This is a genomic window from Geodermatophilus sp. SYSU D00965, from assembly GCF_054050075.1.
This window is the reverse complement of the sequence record NZ_JBJGYQ010000018.1, coordinates 91,984-112,189: the sequence shown is the minus strand read 5'-3', so window position 1 is coordinate 112,189 and position 20,206 is coordinate 91,984. Positions and strand designations below refer to the sequence as shown.

The following is a 20,206-nucleotide window of genomic DNA, read 5'->3' as shown; positions in this document are numbered from 1 at the left end:
TAAATAATATAAATTATTAAATAATAAATAAAACAAAAACAACAAAAAATACACCCCAGCCCCCCCCCCCCCCCCCCCCCCCCCCCCCCCCCCCCCCCCCCCCCCCCCCCCCCCCCCCCCCCCACCCCGCGAGTGCGGAGCGAGCCGGTCCGTCCCGCCCGGCACCGCCGGTGCCGTGTCGCCGGAGCGGCGGCTGCCGATCGAGAGCTGCGACGACCCCCCGAGCCCCGGTGGCGTGGCCCTGTCCACCCGGATCACGCCACCGCCTTCACCCCACGACCGACCGCCGAGCCCTGCAGGAGCAGCGTGCACGAGGCCGCGGTCCGTCCCGTGGTCGTCGCGCCCGACCCGGCCGCCCGCCCGTGCGAGCCCCTCGGGCAGGCATGCCCCGCCCCGCCGGGAGACCCCTCGGCCTCCTGCCCGGGACGTGCGGCACGCCGGCTCTCCCGACACGACGAGGACGACGCGTGAGATGACCGCCCATCGATCCGAACCCATCGACGCCCGCCGGGCGACGGCCGAGGTCCGGGAACTGCTCGACCGGTGCAGCGAGGGTGCCGCCGTCCACGACCGGCAGGACCTGGTCGAGCGACTCGCCGGAGCCCGCTGGGCGCTGGAGTCGCCGGTCCCGACCGGTGGTGCCGTCGTTGACGCCGCGGCTGCCGTCCTGCGCTCGTGCGACTCGCTCGAGGTCGACCTCCGCGCCCGACGTGCGCACCTGACCGACCCCGGCCGCGCCCGCCGGCTGCAGGCCGAGCTCGCCGACGCCCGCACCCGCCGGGAGGCGTTCGAGTCGCGCGCCCAGGCGTGGTCGGCCGTGCTGGGGGAGGGCTTCGCCGCCCTCGGCTCCGACCTGGAGTTCGAGGTGCGGATGTCCACCCGCGCGCTGCAGGCCGAGGCCGACACCACGATCGTGTCGAGCGATCCCGGCCGGCACGGCGCGGAGCTGGAGAGCTGGCTGCGGGGGCGCCTGGTGTACGAGGCCGACCGGATCCTCGGCCGGCTGTACGACGACGCCCGCGCCGTCGCCACGCGGCTCTCCGGACAGCTGGGACTGGCTGCCCCGGAGGTCCCGACGCCGCCGGTGCTGCCGGGTGCGCAGCTGGTCGCCGACCTCCGTCCGCACACGCCGCCGGTCCTGGGCGGGCAGTCCCTCGCCTTCCGCCTGCTCAGGGTCGTGATGCCCAGCTACGGCGGCATCATGATGACCTTCGTCCTCTCCCGGCTGATGGGCGTGCAGCTGCCGGGCTGGGTGATCGCCGCGGCCGCCGTGCTCGGCGCGCTGGCGACCGGTGGCGCCGCGCTCCTCGGGGACCGCCGGCGTCAGCTCGAGCGGCGGCGCAGCGAAGCCCGCGCCATGGTCCGGGCCCTCCTCGACGACCACCAGCTCGTGCTGGCCAAGCAGGTGCGCGACACCCAGCGGGTGCTGCAGAGCCGGCTGAAGACCGCCACCTCCGCCGTGGTCAGCACCCACCTCCGCTCCCTGTCCGAGCGGCTCGACGCGGCGGGCACGGCCGCGAAGGGAGCCCGTCGCGCGGCGGACGAGATCGCCGGCGTCGATGCCGACCTCGGGTCGATCGCCACGCTGCGGGACCGGGCGCGGGCCCTCCTCGAGCCGCCGGCCGGTGAGGCCCCGGTGCGCCGGCTGGTGCCCGTCGCCTGATCCCCGCGACTCCCTCCGCCGTCGCAGCGGAATCAGGACGTTCTCGCCGGGAATGGCGACGGCCGGTGCGGGGAATGGCATCTCCGCCGTCTGGCGCGATTCTGGGTGATGGCGGTGAGTGCTTTCGCCCGCCATTCTCCCCGCGCGCGGCGGTGGCGCGAGGAAATGGCGTCCCACTCGGCGCAGAACGGCGCACCCGGCATTCTCGTGCTGTCTCGGACGAGGATGCCGGGTGTTCGGAGGATCGCCCGGAGCGCGCCGGCTCCCGACGGGGATCTGTGCGGTGTGCGGGACCTCCTCAGCCCACGGTCGTGCGGGCCGAGCGGTGGGGAGCCGTCACGCGGTGAGCGGAGGGCGTCGCGCCGGGGTCGGGCGGAGGGGCGCGGTGCGGCGCTGCAGCCGGGTGTGCGGCGACTGGTTGGCGTACCCGGAGGGCAGCGAGGTGCACGAGGTCGTGCTGTCGACGGGAGCCGAGCGGGCGTCGGCCGGTCCGGACAGGTGGACGTACAGGATGCGGTCCGACGGGTCGTAGGTGTTCATCGGGAGCCTCCTGGTCGTCGTTCTCTCGGGCACCAGGATCGGCCCGCGCGAGGTCGGGCGCGGTCGAGCCAGCCCCCGGACCACCGGCGCGGGCCCCCGTCCTGCGGCGGGGGACATCCCCCCACGAGCGCTCGGGACGGCCTCCGGCCCGCGCAGGCGGCACCGCCGTCCTCCCGGGACGCGGTGCCGCCGGCACCGGGGCTCAGAAGGGCGGCTCCTCGCTGCCGCCGCCGACGGGCGTCGCCCACGGATCCGGCGAGCCGCCCCGCCCGCCCTCGACGCGACCGTCCCCCGCGCCGGAGCCGCCGCCGGCTCCACCCCCGGACCGGGAGACCTTGGCGACCGACGCCGTCGCGTACCGCAGCGACGGGCCGATCTCGTCGACCTCCAGCTCGACGACGGTGCGCTTCTCGCCCTCCTTGGTCTCGAAGGACCGCTGCTTGAGGCGCCCCTGGGCCATGACCCGCGAGCCGCGGGTGAGGGACCCCGCGACGTTCTCGGCCATCTGCCGCCAGCAGCTGCAGCGCAGGAAGAGCGCCTCGCCGTCCTTCCACTCCTGGGTCTGGCGGTCCAGCGTGCGCGGCGTGGACGCGATGGTGAAGTCGGCGACCGCCGCTCCCGAGGGCGTGAAGCGCAGCTCGGGGTCGCTGGTCAGGTTGCCGATGATGGTGATGACTGTGTCTCCGGCCATGATCCGGTCCTCCGTGTCGTCGGTGCCTCGCTCGGGCGAGCGCCGCGAGGCTACGAGCACCTGCTGACACTTCCCGCGGCCCGACCGAGCGCCCTGGTCCCGGGCAGGACCCCGGAACTGTCCCCGGGCGGTGGCACCATCGCCCGCCGGACGGCGCGGCGGCGAGGGGACGGGGCGAGGGGACGGCAGGTGCAGGTGGGGGAGGTGCGGACCGGGGCGGTCCTGGAGGCGACGCTGGAGCGGATCACGTACGCCAACGCCCAGACCGGCTACACCGTGGCCCGGGTGGACACCGGGCGCGGTGGTGACCTGGTCACCGTGGTCGGCTCGCTGCTCGGCGCCCAGCCGGGGGAGACGCTGCGGCTGCGGGGCCGGTGGGGGGCGCACCCCCAGTACGGCCGGCAGTTCCAGGTCGAGGACTACACCACCGTGCTGCCCGCCACGGTGCAGGGCATCCGTCGCTACCTGGGCTCGGGGCTGGTCAAGGGGATCGGCCCCAAGCTGGCCGAGCGGATCGTCGACCACTTCGGCACCGACGCGCTCCAGGTCATCGAGGAGCAGCCGGAGCGGCTGGCCGAGGTGCCGAACCTGGGTCCCAAGCGGACCCGGCTGATCACCGCGGCCTGGGAGGAGCAGCGGGCCATCAAGGAGGTGATGGTCTTCCTGCAGGGCATCGGCGTCTCGACCTCGCTGGCCGTGCGCATCTACCGGCAGTACGGCGACGCCTCGATCGGCGTCGTCCGTGCCGAGCCCTACCGCCTGGCCGCCGAGGTGTGGGGCATCGGGTTCCGAACGGCGGACACGGTCGCCGCCGCGGTGGGCATCCCGCACGACAGCACCCAGCGGGTCGAGGCGGGGCTGCAGTTCGTCCTCTCGGAGGCGACCGGGCAGGGGCACTGCTTCCTCCCGGAGACCGAACTCGTCGCGCGGGCGGTGGAGATCCTGCAGGTCCCGGCCGACCTGGTGGGGCACTGCCTGGCCCTGCTGGTCGCCGAGGACGGCGTGATGCGCGAGGAGCTCCCCGGTGCGGACGGGGAGCCCGACACGGTCGCGTACTACCTCGTCCCCTTCCACCGGGCGGAGGTCTCCCTGGCCGCGGGGCTGCGGAGGCTGGCGGGCGCCGACACCGACCGGCTGCCGGCCTTCGCGACCGTGGACTGGGACGCCGCGCTGGCCTGGCTGCACCGGCGCACCGGCGTGGAGCTCGCTGGAGGCCAGCAGGAGGCGGTGCGCCTGGCTCTGACCGAGAAGGTCGCCGTCCTCACCGGTGGCCCCGGCTGCGGCAAGAGCTTCACCGTGCGCTCGATCGTCACCCTCGCGGCGGCCAAGGGCGCGCGGGTCGTGCTGGCCGCGCCGACCGGCCGGGCGGCGAAGCGGCTCACCGAGCTGACCGGCGTCGAGGCGGTCACGGTGCACCGGCTGCTGGAGCTGCGCCCCGGCGGGGACGCCGCCTTCGACCGGGAGCGGCCGCTGCAGGCCGACCTGGTGGTCGTCGACGAGTCCTCGATGCTTGACCTGCTGCTGGCCAACAAGCTGGTGCGGGCCGTTCCACCGGGCGCGCACCTGCTGCTGGTGGGCGACGTCGACCAGCTGCCCTCGGTCGGCGCCGGCGAGGTGCTGCGCGACCTGCTCGCCGAGGGCACGCCGATCCCGCACGTGCGCCTGACGCAGGTGTTCCGGCAGGCCAGCCGGTCGGGGGTGGTGACCAACGCGCACCGGATCAACACCGGCGCCCCTCCGCAGGTCCGCGGTCTCGACGACTTCTTCCTGTTCAGCACCGACGACGCCGAGGAGGCCGCGCGGCTCACCGTGGACGTCGTCACCCGCCGGATCCCGGCCCGGTTCGGCCTCGACCCGCGCCGCGACGTCCAGGTGCTGACCCCGGTGCACCGCGGGCCGGCCGGCGCCGCGGCGCTCAACGAGCTGCTGCAGGAGGCGCTCACCCCCGCGCGGCCGGACCGGGCCGAGAAGCGGTTCGGCGGCCGGGTGTTCCGGGTGGGGGACAAGGTCACCCAGATCCGCAACGACTACGACAAGGGCGCGCACGGGGTCTTCAACGGCACCCAGGGCGTCGTCACCGCCATCGACGCGGTCGCGCAGACCCTCACCGTCGTCACCGACGAGGACGAGGCCATCGACTACGACTTCGGCGAGCTCGACGAGCTGGTGCACGCCTACGCCGTCACCGTCCACCGCTCGCAGGGGAGTGAGTACCCCTGCGTCGTCGTCCCGCTGACCACCAGCGCGTGGATGATGCTGCAGCGCAACCTGCTCTACACCGCCGTCACCCGGGCCAAGCGGCTCGTCGTCCTCGTCGGCTCCCCGCGGGCGCTGGGCCAGGCGGTGCGGGCCACCGGCTCCGGCCGCCGGCACACCGCCCTGGCGCACCGCCTCCGCGGCGGACGGCCCCGCACCGACCCCGCGCGGGTCCCGCTGGCCGTCGGGCCGGGCGGCGACTAGCGCCGGCTCCGGCGTCCCCGGAGTGGTCCGCCCTGGGCGCCTCTTACGGTGGCGGTGCGGTGGGGGCCGTCGCCTGGCGCGGCCGGCCGCGGTGTCCGAGGAGAGGACGGCGATGGGCGAGGACAGCGGCACCCACGTCCCCGTGACCTACGACAACTGCGCGCGCATCGGGGGCCCCTTCTTCCACGGGACGAGGTCCGCGCTCGAGGTCGGCGACGAGCTGGTCCCCGGCTTCGGCTCGAACTTCCAGGCGGGCCGGGTGTCGAACCACATCTACTTCACCGCGCTCGTGGACACCGCCGCTTGGGGGGCGGAGCTGGCGACCGCGTTGGCCGGGAGTAGTGAGCGGGGACGCATCTACGTCGTGGAGCCCCTGGGGCCCTTCGAGGACGACCCGAACGTGACGAACAAGAGGTTCCCCGGCAACCCCACGCAGTCCTACCGGACCCGCCATCCGCTGCGTGTCGTCGGCGAGGTGGACGACTGGGCGGGCCACGACCCGGAGGTCGTGAAGGGGATGCTGGACCACCTGGCGCTGCTGCGGGAGCAGGGGCTCGACGTCATCGAGGACTAGGACGTGCGGCGCCCGTGGTCACCGGGTCTGTGCGCGTCGCGCTCGCCGGCGTCGGGCCAGGACCACCAGCAACTCGGCGACGATCGACCCGAGGACGATGACGGCTCCCCACAGCCACGCGTCCTGGGTCAGCGCGGTGACTGCGCCTACGGTGCCCACGACGCCCAGGAGGAGCAGGGGCCAGTCGACCGCTGCCTGCGGCCGGGTCACGCCGTTGCCACGGACGGCCGAGGGAGCGGAACCCGGACGGTGTGGCGGGCCATGCCGGCCATGATCCGTCGGCGCGATCACCCCGGCAATCCACCGCTGGTCGCCGGGAGCGAGTCGCGCCGTCCCTGAGGGCGGTCGCGGGGTCCGCCGACGCCTGCGGAGGAGCGGTCGGCCAGCCGGACGGCGGTGTCCCGCCCGCCGAGCTCCTGGGAGGAGGTCCGGACAGCCGGCCCGGCCGGTCAGTGGCCCTGGCGGTCGCGGTAGCGGGCGGCGCGCCTGGCGTTGGCGGCCCGGCGGCGCTCGCTGTCCCGCAGGTCCCGCTCGCGGGCGGCCCGCTCGCGGACGGCGGTGGCGGTTCCCGCCGGGTAGCCGGCCTTCACGACCCGGTTCTCGGTGGTCTCGGGCATGTAGGCCAGCGAGTAGATGAGCCCGAGGAAGATGCCGCCGCCGGCGACCGCCGCGCGCAGCCCCAGCGGAGCCGGCAGGAAGACCACGATCAGCGCGATCGGGATCGACATCTGCACCAGCATGCGGGCGACGTGCCGCAGCCCCCAGGTGCCGGTGGTGGTGTCGTGCAGCACCCAGCCGCGGTGGCGCTCGGGCAGGCCCCCGCCGAGGGCGTACCAGAGCCAGCGGTGCGGAGCCGGTCGGACGACGGGCTCGGCCGGCCGGCCGGGCTCCGCGGTGGGGGAGGTCATGGCGGCTGGGCGCTCCTGCTCGCTGACGGGCACACCTCGATGGTGCACCGGAATGGTAAGCCCGCAAAGGGTTGGGGCACTAACTGTTAGGCATCCAACAGCCGGCGGGGTGGTGGGGGAGCAGTCAGGCGACCGTGACGGCAGGGGAGTCCGCCGTGTCCTCGGTGGCGGGACTGCTCAGCGCCTGCTGCGCGGCCGCGATCACCTCGGTGAGCACGCCGTGCAGCTCCATCAGCTTCTCCACCGGCAGGCCCAGGCGCTCGACGATGCCGGCGGGGATCCGCTCCGCCTGCTCCCGCAGCGCCACGCCCTCGTCGGTCAGCGCCAGCGCCAGATTCCGCTGGTCCTTCGGATCCCGCTCCCGGCGCAGCAGCCCGGCCGCCTCCAGCCGCTTGAGCAGCGGGGACAGCGTGCCGGGATCCAGCTGCAGCAGGCCGGAGAGCGCCTTGACCGACAGTGACCCGTGCTGCCACAGCGCCAGCATCACGAGGTACTGCGGGTGGGTCAGGCCGAGCGGCTCGAGCACGGGCCGGTAGACGGCGATCACGTTGCGGGCGGCCACCGCCAGGGCGAAGCAGACCTGCCGGTCCAGGGCGAGCACGTCCTCGGAGGCGGGCAGTGGCTGGGGTGTCTGGCCGGTCGTCACCGGCCCAGCCTAGAGCCGTGGTGCACCAAGCGTTGGGCGTCCAACCGTTGCTGCACGTCGCCGACGTTGCTCGGGTGCGCCGCGACCCACAGCATCGGCGGCCCGCGTTCCGCCGTCGGGCGACACAGCGCCCGGCTGCACGAGGCCTCCGCCGCCTCCAGGGAGTGGTCACCCGCGAGATCCGCAGGCCAGGTCAGAAGGGTGGTGGATCGTCGTCCGGCGGGGGGCTCTCGGTCGACGGTGGTGGTGCCGGGGGTGGCACCGGTGGCTCGGGTGTCGGTGGTCGCAGGCCGGGTGGTCGGGTGGTGCGGGTGTCGCCGGTCGGGGTGGTGACCTGCAGGGTGCCGTCGTCGTCCAGGGCGCAGTGCCAGCCGCGGGCGAAGGTCTTGAGCCGGTGGTGGGAGCGGCACAGGCAGCACAGGTTGGCGCAGTCGGTTGGTCCGCCGCAGGCGTGCGGAACGACGTGGTCGAGGTCGGCCCAGCCCACCCGCCGGCCGCAGTTGGGGAAGCGGCAGGTGCAGTCGCGGACCTCGATGAACACCGACTGGGCGGCGGTGGGGGTGTAGGCGCCGGTGGCCGGCGGGCGGCCGAGCACCGGGCAGCCGCAGTCGCCGGCGGGATGCTCCGGGCAGCCGCGGCGGGCCAGGCGCCGGAGCTGGTCGGGGCCGGCGGTGGCCAGCAGCCGCCCGTGGTCGTCGGTGAGCGCGAAGGTCAGCGACCCGCCCTCGGGCGCGCGCAATCCCAGGGCGCCGATCCGGGCGAGCAGCTCGCGCACGTGCGCGGCGGTGATCGGCAGCCCGTCGACCGCGCCGGGGATGGCCGCACTGCCCTCCAGCGCGGCCAGGGCGGCCTCGTCGGCGGGCAGGCCGGCGGCCAGCGTGGCCATGCCCTCCAGGTGCGAGGGAGAACTCCGCACGTCGGCGGACCGCTGGGCGTCCCTGCGGCGGGCGTCGACGGCGTCGGCGTCCAGTTCCAGCAACAGCGCCAGCGCCCGGTTGCGCAGCCGCCCTGTCGACAGGCCGGCCGCCTCGGGCAGCAGCCGGGCCTCGATCACCCGGGCGATGTCGGCGCTGGTGTGCGCGAGCACGTCGGCGAGCACCTTCGCCCGCGCCTCGTCCAGCTCCCCGGCCGCGAGCGCCGCCCGCGTGCCCGGCAGGTTCTCCCGGTACACCCACGCCCGGTGCGCCAGGTGCGCGGCGGTGCCCCGGCCGCAGTTGAGCACCACCGCCAGCTCCGGCGCGAGGAACTCCGACACCCCCGGCAACTCGGTGTCCGGCGCCCACGACCGGCTGCGCGCACCCGGCGTCCCCGGCAGCGGATCCAACGTGTCGGGAGTGTCGTCGGCCAGGCCCATCACCAGCTCGGCCTCGTAGGCGGCATCCCGGGCGCGGCGGGCCTGTACCCGCTGCAACTCGGCGGCCTTCTGCTCCCGGCTGAGGAGGGCCACCGGCAGCGCGCGGTCGGGCAGCGGCACGGCGAGCGACCAGTCGAGGAGGAGCCCCTCCACCGACTGCCGTCCACCGATCCGCGTCATGGGCCGAACGTACGGGCGGGGTCTGACACTTTCCGGCGTCTGACCAGCAGATTCGCGCGAGACCGGCACGCGTGACCGCCGCGCCGACGGCCTGTGCCGGATTACGCCGACAGCGAACGGCCGACACGCCGGGCGGACCCGTGACCTGGCATTTCGTCACCGACGCCGCGATGTGCTTGCGCGGAGCCGCCGAGATGTGTCGGCACCCGTTTCTAGCGTTCGGGTCGACATCTTCCCCATGTCGACAAGGAGTCCACCATGGCCGTCTCCGGCCTCAAGACCCGTCAGCCCACCGGTCGCGTCCCGTGGCCGTGCATCCTCCTCGAGGGCGAGGAGAAGGCGGGCAAGAGCTGGGCCCTGGCCCAGTTCAGCAGCAGTGACAGGATCGGCGCCCTGTACTGGATCGACCTCAACGAGGGCGCCGGTGACGAGTACGGCGCGGTCCCCGGCGCGAAGTACCAGCTCGTCGAGCACGACGGCTCCTACGCCGCGGTGCTGTCCGCCGTCCAGGCGGTCAAGGCCGAGGCCCGCCGAGCCGCCGACGCCGGTGAGCCGCCGGTGGTGCTCGGCATCGACACCGGCTCGGCGATCTGGGACGGCCTGAAGGACTGGGCCAGCGACCGGGCCTCGAAGTCGACGCGCAACCGCGAGCTGCTCAAGCGCGATCCCAACGCCGAGATCACCATCAGCCAGAACCTCTGGAACGACGCCGGCTCCCGCTGGCGCAAGCTGCAGACCGAGCTGCTGACCTTCCCCGGCATCGTCGTCGTGACCGCGCGGGGCAAGGAGGTCACCGAGGTCGACGCCAACGGCCGGCCGGTCGAGGGGCAGAAGACCTGGTCGGTGCAGACCCACCGGGAGTTCCCGTACGCGGCGACGGTGTGGATGCGGCTGCGCCGGGGACGGCGGCCGCTGCTGGTCGGCGCCCGCAGCGTGCACGTCGGGATCAAGCCCAACACCGACCCGGCCAAGGAGGTCACCGACCCGGCGGCGACCGGCCGGCTGCTGGAGTGGCTGGTCTTCGACGCGCTCCGGTGCGACCCGGGCACCGCGCACGTCCGCGACCTCGTCGCCTTCCACGGCGGCGGGCTGCTCGACCACGAGCGGACCGAGGAGGCCGCGGCCGGCCGCCCGGCTCCCCGGGCCGGCGGACGGGACGAGCCCGACGTCGCCGACCTGGTCGCGCGGATCGGCGACGCCGCGGACGACGACGAGCTGCGCGAGGTCTGGGGTGCGGCCAACCGCGCCGGGCTGCTCCAGGTCGAGGTGCCGACCCCCGGCGGCTCGTACACCGTCGGCGAGCTGGTCCAGGCCCGGCACGAGGAGTTCATCGAGGCGTCGATGAAGGCCCACCCGGCGGGGCGCCGCCGGGCCCCGGCCGCTCCGCCCGCGCCCACGACGCCGGCCGCGGTGGTCGAGGCCGCCCGCGCTGCCGCCGCGGCCGCCCGCCCGGACGCCGGCCAGGAGGCCACCACGGCCAACCCGCTGCTGGAGGCCTCGCCGACCCCGGACGACCCGCGGGAGCGCCGGCTCAACGCCGCCCGCCGGGGCGTGCTGGCGAGCCTGGAGACCCTGGGCGTGACCGGGGAGGAGATCGGCGCCCGCTTCGGCCGGCCGGTCGAGCAGGTGGCGACCAAGCGGCTCACCGCCCTCGTGCGCGAGGTCATCGCCACGCAGCGGGCCGGCCTGGCCGGCCAGCAGGAGATCGCGTGACCGACACCGCCGGGGGGGGGGGGGGGGGGGGGGGGGCCCCCCCCCCCCCCCCCCCCGCCCCCCCCCCCCCCCCCCCCGCGCCCCCCCCCCCCCCCCCCCCCCCCCCCCCCCACCACCCCCGACCCGAGGACGCCGCGATGACCGCCGTCCTGCCCGCCCGTCCCAGCGCCGCCGACCGACGGGCGGCCCCCAGCCTGGCCGCCGCGGTCCGCGACCTCGACAGCCGGCGGGCCCGCTCCCGGCAGCGGATGATCGGCGCCTCCGAGCTCGGCGAGTGCCGGCGGCGGGCGGCCTACCGCATCGCCCGCCGCCGTCCGACCAACCCGCGCACCGGACTGCAGGCCTTCATCGGCACCGAACTGCACCGCGGCGTGCTGCGCGCGCTGCGCCGCCAGTACGGCGGCCTGACCGAGGTCCGCCTCCAGGGCGAGCAGGTCAAGGGGCGCTGCGACTGGTGGCACGCCCCGGTCGTCGAGGACCTCAAGACGACGTCCCGGTTCGGCTTCGAGCGGGTCCTCACCCGCGGGGTCCCGGTCCGGCACTGGTTCCAGGTCGCGGTCTACGCCTGGCTGCTGCGCACCGGGCAGACCGCGGACCGCCGACTGGAGGCCGGCACCGGGCAGGACGTCGACGGACTGCGTCTGCGCTACCTGTCCCGCGACTCGGGGGAGGACGTCGTCTTCGAGGCCGACGCCGACCCGTCGCTGACCGCCGAGGCGATCATGTGGCTGACCGACGTCTACGCCACCGTCGAGGACGACGGGGCCGAGGCCGTTCCGCGGGACGGGTTCGGGCCCGGGGTGGACGCCATGTGCGACTGGTGCCCGTTCCTCGACCTGTGCTGGGGCCCGCCGGTGGACCCGGAGACCGAGGGCGAGGTGTCCCGCCAGTCCCGCCTCACGGTGACCGACGCGGACTACGTCGGCGCGGTGCACGACTACGACGCCTGGCGGGCCGCGGAGAGCGAGGCCCGGCGCCACAAGGAGTACGCGCGGGAACGGCTGCGCGGCCGGTCCGGTCCGGCCGACGACCTGCACTGCGAGTGGTCCGGCGGCGGCCTGCGCACGCAGGTGGACAAGGACGCCGCGGTCGAGCGGCTGGTCGAGCTCGGCGAGGTGGTCCCCACGCGCCGGACCCGCAGCCCGCAGACGATCCGCGTGACCCGCAAGGGCACCCAGCCGGACTGAGTGCCGGGGACGCCCCGGACGGCCTAGGATCGAACACACGTTCGATCCGCTGGTCGACCACCCGGCCCCGATCCCGAGGAGGCCCCGAATGACCCCCGTCTCCACGTCCGCCCACCCGTTCAGCCGAGCCGCCGGCGAGGTCGCCTGGCGCTGCGTGTGCGGGAAGAGCCGCGGCGCCGCCGTCCACCGCGGCGTGGAGCCCCCGGCCCGGCCTGTGCCGCCGGTGCCCGCGGTCACCGTCTCCACGTCCTCCCTGCCCGCGGGGGAGCCCGTCCTCACCACCGACGTCGTCGGCAGCGACTTCGGCCTCCCGCTGGTCCGGCCGGCCAGGAGCCGGCAGGGCGGCCGGGTCCGCGTGGTGCGCGCGCACTGCCGGGCGCACGGGGGAGTGGTCGTGTGGTTCACCGACGGCACCAAGACCCCGCCGATCCACGGACGCACCGCGTGGATCGTCGCCGAGCCCGAGGCGGGGGAGGACCCGCCGGTCCGCGTGCCGGCGTGAGCCCCGAAGCCTGACCGTTCCCGGCCGCGGGGACCTGGTCGGTGCACCGGGCTCGGCGGCGGTCATCCGTCGGGGATGAGGCGCGGGCCGGGCGCACGGTCTTGAGTGCCTCGGAGCGGCACCTCCCGAGGAGTGCAGATGTCTCGTCCCACCTCTCCCACCGACGTCACCGTCGTTCTGGTGCACGGCGCCTTCGCCGACGCCGCCGGCTGGAGCGGCGTCATCGCGGCGCTGCAGCAGCGCGGCCACCCGGTGGTGGCACCGCCCAACCCGCTGCGCGGGCTGGCCGCCGACTCCGCGTACATCGCGTCCGTCCTCGGCCAGATCGACGGCCCCGTCCTGCTGGTCGGCCACTCCTACGGCGGAGCGGTGATCACCAACGCCGCGACCGGCGCCCCGAACGTCCTCGGCCTGGTCTACGTGGCCGCGTTCGCCCCCGACGAGGGCGAGGCCCTGGGCGCGGTGGCCAGCGGCTCCAAGGACAGCGTGCTCGACAGTGCGCTCGTGCCCCGCCGGTACCCGACCGGCCCGGACGGGCAGGCGGCGACGGAGTTCGGCGTCGACCCGGCGAGGTTCCACGAGGCCTTCGCGGCGGACCTGCCCGTGGAGCAGACGGCCGTGCTGGCCGCCACCCAGCGGCCCATCGCCGAGGCCGCCTTCACCGACCTCTCGGGGCCCCCGGCCTGGAAGCGGCTGCCGTCCTGGGCGGTGGTCACCACCGGCGACCTGACCGTGGGGACGGACGTCGTCCGCTCCATGGCCCAGCGGGCCGGCGCGCGGATCGTCGAGCTCGAGGGCTCGCACGCGATCCTCATCTCCCGGCCGGACGTCGTGACCGAGGTGATCGGCACGGCGCTCGAGGCCGTGGCAGAGGCCGCGGCGGGCCTCCCCACGCCTCGGCGCCCGCAGGCGACGGCGGAGCAGGCGGCGACCCGGAAGCCGTGACGGCGGCCGCGTCAGTGCGCCGGGAACCGCACCGGCGTCAGGTCCGCACGCCCGCCGACTGGCGCAGCCAGTCCTCGAACCGGGTGCTGCCGTGGAGCGCGCCGGTCTCCGGCAGGAGGGTCCGCTCGTCCACGGGGGCGCCGAAGTAGCGGGCGCCGGGATCGGCCACCACCTCGCGGGGGTCGCCGTGCGCGCGCAGCAGGCGGGCGACGAGTTCGTCGAGGCGGAACTCCTCCGGCCCGGCCACCTCGACGGTGGCCGTCATCGGGGCGCCGACAGCGGTCCGAGCGACGGTCGCCGCGACGTCCTCGGCGGCGATGGGCGCGACCAGCACGGGGGCCAGCCGGACCGTGCCGTCGAGGGTGGCCCCCTGCGCGATGCCGGAGAGGAACTCGAAGAACTGCGTCGCGTGCACGATCGACCAGGGGACCGGCCCGCTCTCGATGAGGTCCTCCTGGGCGATCTTCGCGCGCAGGTAGCCGCTCCCCGACAGGCGGCGGACCCCTACCACGGACAGCGCCACGTGGTGGGTGACCCCCGCGGCGGCCTCGGCGGCGAGGATGGTGCGGGTCGAGGTGGTGAAGAACGACAGGGCCGCCGCCTCGTCGAGGGACGGGGAGTTGGACACGTCGACCACGACCGGCCCGCCGTCGAGGACCTCGGCCAGCCCCCGGCCGGAGAGGGTGTCGACGCCCGTGGCGGGGGAGGCCGCGATCGCCTCGTGCCCCTGGGCGGTGAGCAGCGTGACGACCTTCGACCCGATGAGCCCGGTGCCGCCGATGACGACGATCCGCATGGTCTTCCTCCGTGGACGGGGACGGGGACCTCCGTTCCGGCCGCTCCACGGTGTCGCCCCGGCGCCCGAGGACGTCGACGGCCGCGCACCGCGGCGCCCGCCCGGCCAGCGTAGGAACGCCGTCCGGGGCCCGGTCAGAGCCGAACGTCACGCGCGGCCGACACCGGACACGCCGCACGGCCGCCCTCCACCCGTGGACCGGGGGTCTCCCGCGGGCGCGCGGGGTCGGTCCCGGCCGGTGGCGCCCTGAGCCGGGCGGCGTGGGTCAGCGGGTGGCGCGCTCCGTCGGGCCCGTGGTGGCCGGGTCGGCGTGCAGGTCGGTCCGCGCGGTCTCCGGCGCCAGGAGGACGCAGACCGCGGTGAGGACGAGGACCGCCACCACGTAGAGGGAGACCGCCAGCGAGGTGTCGTAGCGGTCGATGAGGGCCACCGAGATGATCGGGGCGAGGGCGCCGCCGAGGATCCCCGCCAGCTGGTAGCCCATGGAGGCGCCGGTGTAGCGGACCCTGGTCGGGAACAGCTCGGCGATGAACGAGGCCTGCGGGCCGTACATCGCGGCGTGGAAGAACAGCGCGACCACCGTGGCGAGGACGATCAGCGCGAAGCGGCCGGTGTCGAGCAGGGCGAAGAACGCGAAGACCCAGATCGCGGCGCCGACCGCGCCGAAGAGGTACACCGGTCGGCGTCCGAACCGGTCCGACAGCACGCCGAACCAGGGGATGAGGAACACCTGCACCGCGGCGGCGATGAGGACCGCGTTGAGCGCGTAGCTGCTCGGCAGCCCCAGGTACGTCGCGACGTACGTCGTGACGAACAGGATGAAGGTGTAGAAGGCCACGTCGACGCCGATCCGCGCGCCGATCGCGAGCAGCACCCGCTTCGGGTACCGGCGCAGGACGTCGACGATCGGGGCCTTGACCTCGGCGTCGTGCTCCTGCACCTCGCGGAACAGCGGGCTCTCGGCGATCGTCAGCCGGATCCACAGCCCGACGAGCACCAGCACGCCGCTGAGCAGGAACGGGATCCGCCACCCCCAGTCGATGAACGCCGAGTCCGAGGTCACCGCGCCCACCAGCGCCAGCACCCCGTTGGCCAGCAGCAGCCCGATGGGCACCCCGACCTGCGGCCAGCTGGCGTTGAGCCCGCGCCGGTGCGGGGCGCCGGACTCCAGCGTCATCAGGACCGCGCCGCCCCACTCGCCGCCGAGCCCGAGGCCCTGCAGGAAGCGCATCGCCACCAGCAGGACCGGGGCCCACACGCCGATGGACCCGTAGGTGGGCAGCACGCCGATCAGGAAGGTGGCGATGCCCATGATCAGCAGCGTGACCACGAGCACGTTCTTCCGGCCGAGCTTGTCGCCGTAGTGGCCGAAGACGATCCCGCCCAGCGGCCGGGCCACGAACCCGACCGCGTACGTCGTGAACGCGAGCAGCGTGCCGACCAGCGGGTCGAAGCTGGGGAAGAAGATCTGGTTGAAGACGAGCGCGGCGGCCGTGCCGTAGATGAAGAAGTCGTACCACTCGAGGGAGGTGCCCACGAGGCTGGCGACGATGACGCGACGGACGGACGAGACCTGGGCGGTGCCGGCGGTGCGGGACATCGGGACCTCCCTCGGGACGTGCTCCGGGCCGGAGTGGTTCCAGCACAGACCGGTGCGCGTCGCCGCGCAACAACAGGAGCGCAGCAGCCGGGGCGCGAGCCCGGGGCAGCGGCGTCAGCCTCCCGCCGTCGCAGAGGGGGGAGCGGTGGCGTGCGCGGGGGTCCGGGCCCCGGGCGCCGCGGCGCGGTCGTCCTCGCGTGCCGGGCGCGGCAGACCCAGGTCGTCCATGGCCTGCTCGTAGCAGGCGTGCAGCAGGTGCAGCCGGTCGACCAGCCGGTGCACGTACTCCTCGGACCGGCGGGGCAGCGCCGGCTCGCTCATCAGGTCCCAGAACAGCCAGGAGACCTCCTGGCCCCAGCTCGACCACACGTCGTCGATGCGTGCGGAGGGCACCCCCAGCGCCCGCGTGAAGCGGACGGCGACCGCGCGCCTGAGCCGTGCCGTGCGCGCGCGGTGGCGGAGGGCCGCCTCGCGGTGCCGCCGCCACTCCGTGGCCGAGACCCGCCACCTGCCCACTGCCGGGGGACGCTCCACCACCAGGCCGATCGCCCGGCCCAGCAGGGGCACGAGCACGTGCCGCTGGCCGTCGGAGAGCTGGTCGTTGGCGCCCCGCAGCACGGTGGCCAGCTCGTTGTCCACGCACCGGGGGCGGTCGGTGAAGGTCTCGCCGGCCAGCAGCGAGGTGTACTCCATGAAGCAGGCGCCCCGGGCCGGGCTGCGGTGCTTACCCCGGCCGAGGACCGGCATCCCGGTCGGAGCCGTCGTGCGGGCGTGATCGGACCTGGAGTGATCGGACATGGCGACCTCCTGCTCGTCCACCGTCGTGGGGAGATGGTTCCCCTCACCGGCGCGTTGCGGGGCGTGCGGCGACGCGCCTGTCGTCGTCGGTCCCGCCCGGGCAGCCGGGAGCCCGGTCGGCGGGCACGTCACACGTCGCGGCCCTGCGTCGTCCTCATGAGGTGAGCGATCCAGGGACGACCCGGTCGGTCGAGGACGCGGCCGCGGTGTCCGAGGAGCTGCGACCTCGGCTCCTCGGCGTCGCGGACGGCCTCCTCGGCACGCCCGCGGGAGTTCCACGGCCTGCGCTCCCTGACAGCAGGCGACCGAGGAAGGAGAACACCATGGACACGAGGTTCGACCTGCAGGGCTCCGCGCTCGTGATGCGGTTCGCCCGGAAGTTCAACGCCGCGGCCCAGGTCGCCGGCGAGGCGCCGCTGCCCGAGACGGTGCGGGAACTGGTGCGGATCCGCGCCAGCCAGATCAACGGCTGCGGCTTCTGCACCGACATGCACACGAAGGACGCCCTGGCCGCGGGGGAGACCCAGGTGCGGCTGAACCTGGTCGCCGCGTGGCGGGACGCCGCGGTCTTCACCGAGGCCGAGCGCGCCGCCCTCGCCCTCACCGAGGAGGGCACGCGGATCGCCGACGCCGCCACCGGTGTCAGCGAGGAGGCCTGGCAGGCCGCGCGCAAGCACTTCGACGACGAGCAGCTGGCGGCCCTGATCACCGAGATCGCCGTGATCAACGCCTACAACCGGCTGAACGTGATCGCGGGTACCCCCGGCGGCTCCTACCAGCCCGGCCAGTTCGCCTGACCCGGCGTCCCGGCCGGGCCGGCTACCGGGCCAGGCGCAGCGCGGGGACGGCGGGGGCAGGGCCGTCGGCCGGTGCCGACCCTCCGGGGAGGACGACGAGCGCCGGACGGGTCCCGGCCGCGCGGGGTCCGCCGAGCCGGGCGGCGAGGGAGGTGTTCGCGTAGCCGGCCGGCAGCCGGTGGCACTCGTCGCGGGCTGCCGGCGGCGCCGGGGGAGCGGCGGGGTCCTGCGCCAGGTGGACGTACACGATGCGGTCGGCGGGGTCGTAGGTCCTCATCTCGTCCTCGCCTCCTCCCTGGGGCCGCCGGTGCGGTGGCCGCGGTCTGCGATCGCGATCCCGGCGGTGCGATCCGGACACGCTCAGGGTGGCCCCCGGGTACGACAGGAATGAGCCCTCGATGCGGGGTCGCCGGCGCCCACGAGTGGGGGAAGCAACGGGGCCCGCCAGGAGTTGAGTGGAGGACACTCAACCTCAGGAAGTGACATCCCCATGGCAGAAGCCCTTCGTCTGCCCGTCCTGCCCCTCGACGACGCCGTCCTCCTCCCCGGCATGGTCCTGCCGGTTCCGCTCGACGGCGAGGAGCAGGCGGCGGTCGACGCCTCGGTCGCCTCGGCCGGCAGGCGCCTGCTCGTCGTCCCGCGCCTCGACGGCGTCTACAGCGGCTCCGGCGTGCTGGCCACGCTCGAGCAGGTCGGCCGGCTGCCCACCGGCGAGCCGGCCGCGATCGTCCGGGCCACCGCCCGGGTGCGGATCGGCACCGGCGTCCCCGGCCCCGGGGCGGCGCTGTGGGTCGAGGCCACGCCCGTCGACGACGGCGCGCCCACCGACCGCACCGCCGAGCTGGCCGGTGAGTACCGCACGCTCGTCGTCTCGGTGCTCCGGACCCGCGGCAACTGGCAGACCATCGACACCGTCTCGCGGGTGACCGACCCCGGCGCGCTGGCCGACCTGGCCGGCTACGCCCCGTACCTCGACGCCCGTCGCAAGCTCGAGCTGCTCGAGACCACCGACGTCGACGCGCGGCTGGAACGGCTGGTCGCGTGGACCCGCGCGCACCTGGCCGAGATGCAGGTCTCGGAGCAGATCCGCGACGACGTCCGCGAGGGGATGGAGAGGTCCCAGCGCGAGTTCCTGCTGCGCCAGCAGCTGGCCGCGATCCGCAAGGAGCTCGGCGAGGACGGCGACGGCGGCTCGGACCTGCGCGCCCGCGCCGAGGCCGCGGACCTGCCCGAGCAGGTGCGCACCGCCGTGTTCCGCGAGATCGACCGGTTGGAGGCGACCAGCGAGCAGAGTCCCGAGGGCGGCTGGATCCGCACCTGGCTGGACACCGTCCTCGACCTGCCCTGGAACGTCCGGACGCCGGACGACGACGACGTCGCCGCCGCCCGCGCGGTCCTGGACGCCGACCACCACGGCCTCGACGACGTCAAGGACCGGATCGTCGAGCACCTCGCTGTGCGGGCCCGCCGCGCGCAGCGCGGGCTGCAGCTGGTCGGCGGCCGCGGCTCCGGCGCGGTGCTGGCGCTGGTCGGCCCGCCCGGGGTCGGCAAGACCAGCCTCGGCGAGTCCGTCGCCCGGGCGCTCGGCCGCCGGTTCGTCCGGGTCGCGCTGGGCGGCGTGCGGGACGAGGCCGAGATCCGCGGCCACCGGCGCACCTACGTCGGCGCGCTGCCCGGCCGGATCGTCCGCGCGCTGCGCGAGGCCGGCTCGATGAACCCGGTCGTACTGCTCGACGAGATCGACAAGGTCGGCAGCGACCACCGCGGCGACCCCGCGGCGGCGCTGCTGGAGGTGCTCGACCCCGAGCAGAACCACACCTTCCGCGACCACTACCTCGACCTGGACCTCGACCTGTCCGACGTGCTGTTCCTGGCGACGGCCAACGTCGTCGACACGATCCCGCAGCCGCTGCTGGACCGGATGGAGTTCCTCCAGCTCGACGGCTACACCGAGGACGAGAAGGTGGCCATCGCCCGCGGCCACCTGCTGCCGCGGGAGATGGAGCGGGCCGCGCTGACGGCGGAGGAGGTGACGGTCGGCGACGACGCGCTGCGGGCGATCGCGGCCGAGCACACCCGGGAGGCCGGCGTGCGCCAGCTGGACCGGGCGCTGGCGCGGGTCCTGCGCAAGGCGGCGGCGACCCTGGCCCGGGACCCGTCGGCGGCCCCGCTGCACGTCACCGCGGCCGACCTGCGCGGCTACCTGGGCCGGCCGCGGTTCACGCCGGAGACGGCCGAGCGCACCGCCGTCCCCGGCGTGGCGACCGGCCTGGCGGTCACCGGCACCGGCGGCGACGTCCTCTTCATCGAGGTGACCGCCGTCGACGGGGAGCCGGGGCTGACCGTCACCGGTCAGCTGGGCGACGTGATGAAGGAGTCGGCGCAGATCGCGCTGTCCTACGCGCGCGGCCACGCCGCCGAGCTCGGGATCGATCCGGCGGTGCTGCAGGAGCGGCTGCACCTGCACGTGCCGGCCGGTGCCGTGCCGAAGGACGGGCCCAGCGCCGGGGTCACCATGGTCACGGCGCTGGCGTCGCTGGCCGCCGGCCGGCCGGTGCGGGCCGACGTCGGGATGACCGGCGAGGTCACCCTGTCCGGCCGGGTGCTGCCGATCGGCGGGGTGAAGCAGAAGCTGCTCGCCGCCGACCGCGCCGGCCTGACCACCGTGTTCCTGCCGGCCCGCAACGAGCCCGACCTGGACGACGTCCCCGCCGAGGTCCGCGACCGGCTGGAGGTCCGACTGGTCGGCGACGTCGCCGGGCTCGTCGCCGCCGCGCTGGAGCCGGCCGGCCTCGGGGCGGTCGAGCGCGCCGCCGCCTGACGGCGCACCGGCCGGCCCGTGCGTGCCCGTC

The 20,206-nt window shown here is 75.2% G+C and carries 19 protein-coding genes; 9 read left to right on the top strand and 10 right to left on the bottom strand.

Annotation, left to right across the window (positions count from 1 at the left end; genetic code table 11):
• The first annotated feature begins 472 nt into the window (after positions 1–472).
• The gene (locus tag ACI789_RS17595) at positions 473–1,663 is read left to right on the top strand and encodes a hypothetical protein (protein ID WP_457010661.1); all 1,191 of its coding nucleotides are present in this window, start codon (positions 473–475) and stop codon (positions 1,661–1,663) included.
• A gap of 336 nt (positions 1,664–1,999) precedes the next feature.
• On the opposite strand, the gene ACI789_RS17590 is transcribed toward ACI789_RS17595, so the two are convergent.
• Positions 2,000–2,203 (bottom strand): hypothetical protein, encoded by a 204-nt coding sequence (locus ACI789_RS17590; protein WP_457010660.1) that lies wholly within the window; start codon positions 2,201–2,203, stop codon positions 2,000–2,002.
• Positions 2,204–2,405: 202 nt separating this feature from the next.
• Complete coding sequence (locus ACI789_RS17585) at positions 2,406–2,894, bottom strand: single-stranded DNA-binding protein (protein WP_457010659.1); 489 nt, start codon at positions 2,892–2,894, stop codon at positions 2,406–2,408.
• Between the two features lie 204 nt (positions 2,895–3,098).
• On the opposite strand from ACI789_RS17585, the gene recD2 reads away from it, so the two are divergent.
• Positions 3,099–5,354 carry an SF1B family DNA helicase RecD2 gene (gene recD2, locus ACI789_RS17580; protein WP_457010657.1) on the top strand — a complete coding sequence of 752 codons (2,256 nt, stop codon included), beginning with the start codon at positions 3,099–3,101 and terminating at the stop codon, positions 5,352–5,354.
• A gap of 112 nt (positions 5,355–5,466) precedes the next feature.
• The gene (gene arr, locus ACI789_RS17575; RefSeq protein ID WP_457010656.1) at positions 5,467–5,928 is read left to right on the top strand and encodes an NAD(+)--rifampin ADP-ribosyltransferase; all 462 of its coding nucleotides are present in this window, start codon (positions 5,467–5,469) and stop codon (positions 5,926–5,928) included.
• 18 nt (positions 5,929–5,946) lie between these two features.
• On the opposite strand, the gene ACI789_RS17570 is transcribed toward arr, so the two are convergent.
• The 4 genes from ACI789_RS17570 to ACI789_RS17555 form a co-directional block, all read right to left on the bottom strand.
• Positions 5,947–6,087: a hypothetical protein gene (locus ACI789_RS17570; RefSeq protein ID WP_457010655.1), complete on the bottom strand. Its 141-nt coding sequence runs from the start codon at positions 6,085–6,087 to the stop codon at positions 5,947–5,949.
• 290 nt (positions 6,088–6,377) lie between these two features.
• Entirely contained in the window at positions 6,378–6,836 is a 459-nt protein-coding gene (locus ACI789_RS17565; RefSeq protein WP_457010654.1) for a DUF5313 family protein, read from the bottom strand.
• Between the two features lie 124 nt (positions 6,837–6,960).
• Positions 6,961–7,482: a MarR family winged helix-turn-helix transcriptional regulator gene (locus ACI789_RS17560; RefSeq protein ID WP_457010653.1), complete on the bottom strand. Its 522-nt coding sequence runs from the start codon at positions 7,480–7,482 to the stop codon at positions 6,961–6,963.
• A 193-nt stretch (positions 7,483–7,675) separates the two neighbouring features.
• The gene (locus tag ACI789_RS17555; protein WP_457010652.1) at positions 7,676–9,016 is read right to left on the bottom strand and encodes an HNH endonuclease signature motif containing protein; all 1,341 of its coding nucleotides are present in this window, start codon (positions 9,014–9,016) and stop codon (positions 7,676–7,678) included.
• A 258-nt stretch (positions 9,017–9,274) separates the two neighbouring features.
• Here ACI789_RS17555 and ACI789_RS17550 point away from each other — a divergent pair, with 258 nt between their 5' ends.
• From ACI789_RS17550 to ACI789_RS17535, 4 genes are all read left to right on the top strand, one after another.
• Positions 9,275–10,729 carry a hypothetical protein gene (locus tag ACI789_RS17550; protein ID WP_457010651.1) on the top strand — a complete coding sequence of 485 codons (1,455 nt, stop codon included), beginning with the start codon at positions 9,275–9,277 and terminating at the stop codon, positions 10,727–10,729.
• Between the two features lie 137 nt (positions 10,730–10,866).
• Complete coding sequence (locus ACI789_RS17545; RefSeq protein WP_457010650.1) at positions 10,867–11,916, top strand: PD-(D/E)XK nuclease family protein; 1,050 nt, start codon at positions 10,867–10,869, stop codon at positions 11,914–11,916.
• Between the two features lie 88 nt (positions 11,917–12,004).
• A complete protein-coding gene (locus tag ACI789_RS17540; protein ID WP_457010649.1) occupies positions 12,005–12,418 on the top strand; it encodes a hypothetical protein in 414 nt (137 codons plus the stop codon).
• 138 nt (positions 12,419–12,556) lie between these two features.
• Positions 12,557–13,363, top strand: coding sequence for an alpha/beta fold hydrolase (locus ACI789_RS17535; RefSeq protein WP_457010648.1), 807 nt, complete (start codon positions 12,557–12,559; stop codon positions 13,361–13,363).
• A 37-nt stretch (positions 13,364–13,400) separates the two neighbouring features.
• Here ACI789_RS17535 and ACI789_RS17530 read toward each other — a convergent pair whose 3' ends face one another.
• From ACI789_RS17530 to ACI789_RS17520, 3 genes are all read right to left on the bottom strand, one after another.
• Positions 13,401–14,159 (bottom strand): SDR family oxidoreductase, encoded by a 759-nt coding sequence (locus ACI789_RS17530; RefSeq protein WP_457010647.1) that lies wholly within the window; start codon positions 14,157–14,159, stop codon positions 13,401–13,403.
• A 265-nt stretch (positions 14,160–14,424) separates the two neighbouring features.
• On the bottom strand, positions 14,425–15,759 hold the full coding sequence (locus ACI789_RS17525) for an MFS transporter (protein ID WP_457010646.1): 1,335 nt from the start codon (positions 15,757–15,759) through the stop codon (positions 14,425–14,427).
• Between the two features lie 114 nt (positions 15,760–15,873).
• Positions 15,874–16,557 carry a hypothetical protein gene (locus ACI789_RS17520; RefSeq protein ID WP_457010645.1) on the bottom strand — a complete coding sequence of 228 codons (684 nt, stop codon included), beginning with the start codon at positions 16,555–16,557 and terminating at the stop codon, positions 15,874–15,876.
• Positions 16,558–16,880: 323 nt separating this feature from the next.
• Here ACI789_RS17520 and ACI789_RS17515 point away from each other — a divergent pair, with 323 nt between their 5' ends.
• On the top strand, positions 16,881–17,354 hold the full coding sequence (locus tag ACI789_RS17515) for a carboxymuconolactone decarboxylase family protein (RefSeq protein ID WP_457010644.1): 474 nt from the start codon (positions 16,881–16,883) through the stop codon (positions 17,352–17,354).
• 22 nt (positions 17,355–17,376) lie between these two features.
• Here ACI789_RS17515 and ACI789_RS17510 read toward each other — a convergent pair whose 3' ends face one another.
• Positions 17,377–17,631 (bottom strand): hypothetical protein, encoded by a 255-nt coding sequence (locus ACI789_RS17510; protein ID WP_457010643.1) that lies wholly within the window; start codon positions 17,629–17,631, stop codon positions 17,377–17,379.
• A 213-nt stretch (positions 17,632–17,844) separates the two neighbouring features.
• Here ACI789_RS17510 and lon point away from each other — a divergent pair, with 213 nt between their 5' ends.
• Complete coding sequence (gene lon / locus ACI789_RS17505; RefSeq protein WP_457010642.1) at positions 17,845–20,175, top strand: endopeptidase La; 2,331 nt, start codon at positions 17,845–17,847, stop codon at positions 20,173–20,175.
• Positions 20,176–20,206 lie beyond the last annotated feature (31 nt).

What these genes read in the sequence shown, in the direction of transcription:
- ACI789_RS17595 (WP_457010661.1), top strand. Translation starts at nt 473, where the DNA reads ATGACCGCCCATCGATCCGAACCCATCGACGCCCGCCGGGCGACGGCC.
- ACI789_RS17590 (WP_457010660.1), bottom strand. Translation starts at nt 2,203, where the DNA reads ATGAACACCTACGACCCGTCGGACCGCATCCTGTACGTCCACCTGTCC.
- ACI789_RS17585 (WP_457010659.1), bottom strand. Translation starts at nt 2,894, where the DNA reads ATGGCCGGAGACACAGTCATCACCATCATCGGCAACCTGACCAGCGAC.
- arr (WP_457010656.1), top strand. Translation starts at nt 5,467, where the DNA reads ATGGGCGAGGACAGCGGCACCCACGTCCCCGTGACCTACGACAACTGC.
- ACI789_RS17565 (WP_457010654.1), bottom strand. Translation starts at nt 6,836, where the DNA reads ATGACCTCCCCCACCGCGGAGCCCGGCCGGCCGGCCGAGCCCGTCGTC.
- ACI789_RS17555 (WP_457010652.1), bottom strand. Translation starts at nt 9,016, where the DNA reads ATGACGCGGATCGGTGGACGGCAGTCGGTGGAGGGGCTCCTCCTCGAC.
- ACI789_RS17550 (WP_457010651.1), top strand. Translation starts at nt 9,275, where the DNA reads ATGGCCGTCTCCGGCCTCAAGACCCGTCAGCCCACCGGTCGCGTCCCG.
- ACI789_RS17545 (WP_457010650.1), top strand. Translation starts at nt 10,867, where the DNA reads ATGACCGCCGTCCTGCCCGCCCGTCCCAGCGCCGCCGACCGACGGGCG.
- ACI789_RS17540 (WP_457010649.1), top strand. Translation starts at nt 12,005, where the DNA reads ATGACCCCCGTCTCCACGTCCGCCCACCCGTTCAGCCGAGCCGCCGGC.
- ACI789_RS17535 (WP_457010648.1), top strand. Translation starts at nt 12,557, where the DNA reads ATGTCTCGTCCCACCTCTCCCACCGACGTCACCGTCGTTCTGGTGCAC.
- ACI789_RS17530 (WP_457010647.1), bottom strand. Translation starts at nt 14,159, where the DNA reads ATGCGGATCGTCGTCATCGGCGGCACCGGGCTCATCGGGTCGAAGGTC.
- ACI789_RS17525 (WP_457010646.1), bottom strand. Translation starts at nt 15,759, where the DNA reads ATGTCCCGCACCGCCGGCACCGCCCAGGTCTCGTCCGTCCGTCGCGTC.
- ACI789_RS17520 (WP_457010645.1), bottom strand. Translation starts at nt 16,557, where the DNA reads ATGTCCGATCACTCCAGGTCCGATCACGCCCGCACGACGGCTCCGACC.
- ACI789_RS17515 (WP_457010644.1), top strand. Translation starts at nt 16,881, where the DNA reads ATGGACACGAGGTTCGACCTGCAGGGCTCCGCGCTCGTGATGCGGTTC.
- ACI789_RS17510 (WP_457010643.1), bottom strand. Translation starts at nt 17,631, where the DNA reads ATGAGGACCTACGACCCCGCCGACCGCATCGTGTACGTCCACCTGGCG.
- lon (WP_457010642.1), top strand. Translation starts at nt 17,845, where the DNA reads ATGGCAGAAGCCCTTCGTCTGCCCGTCCTGCCCCTCGACGACGCCGTC.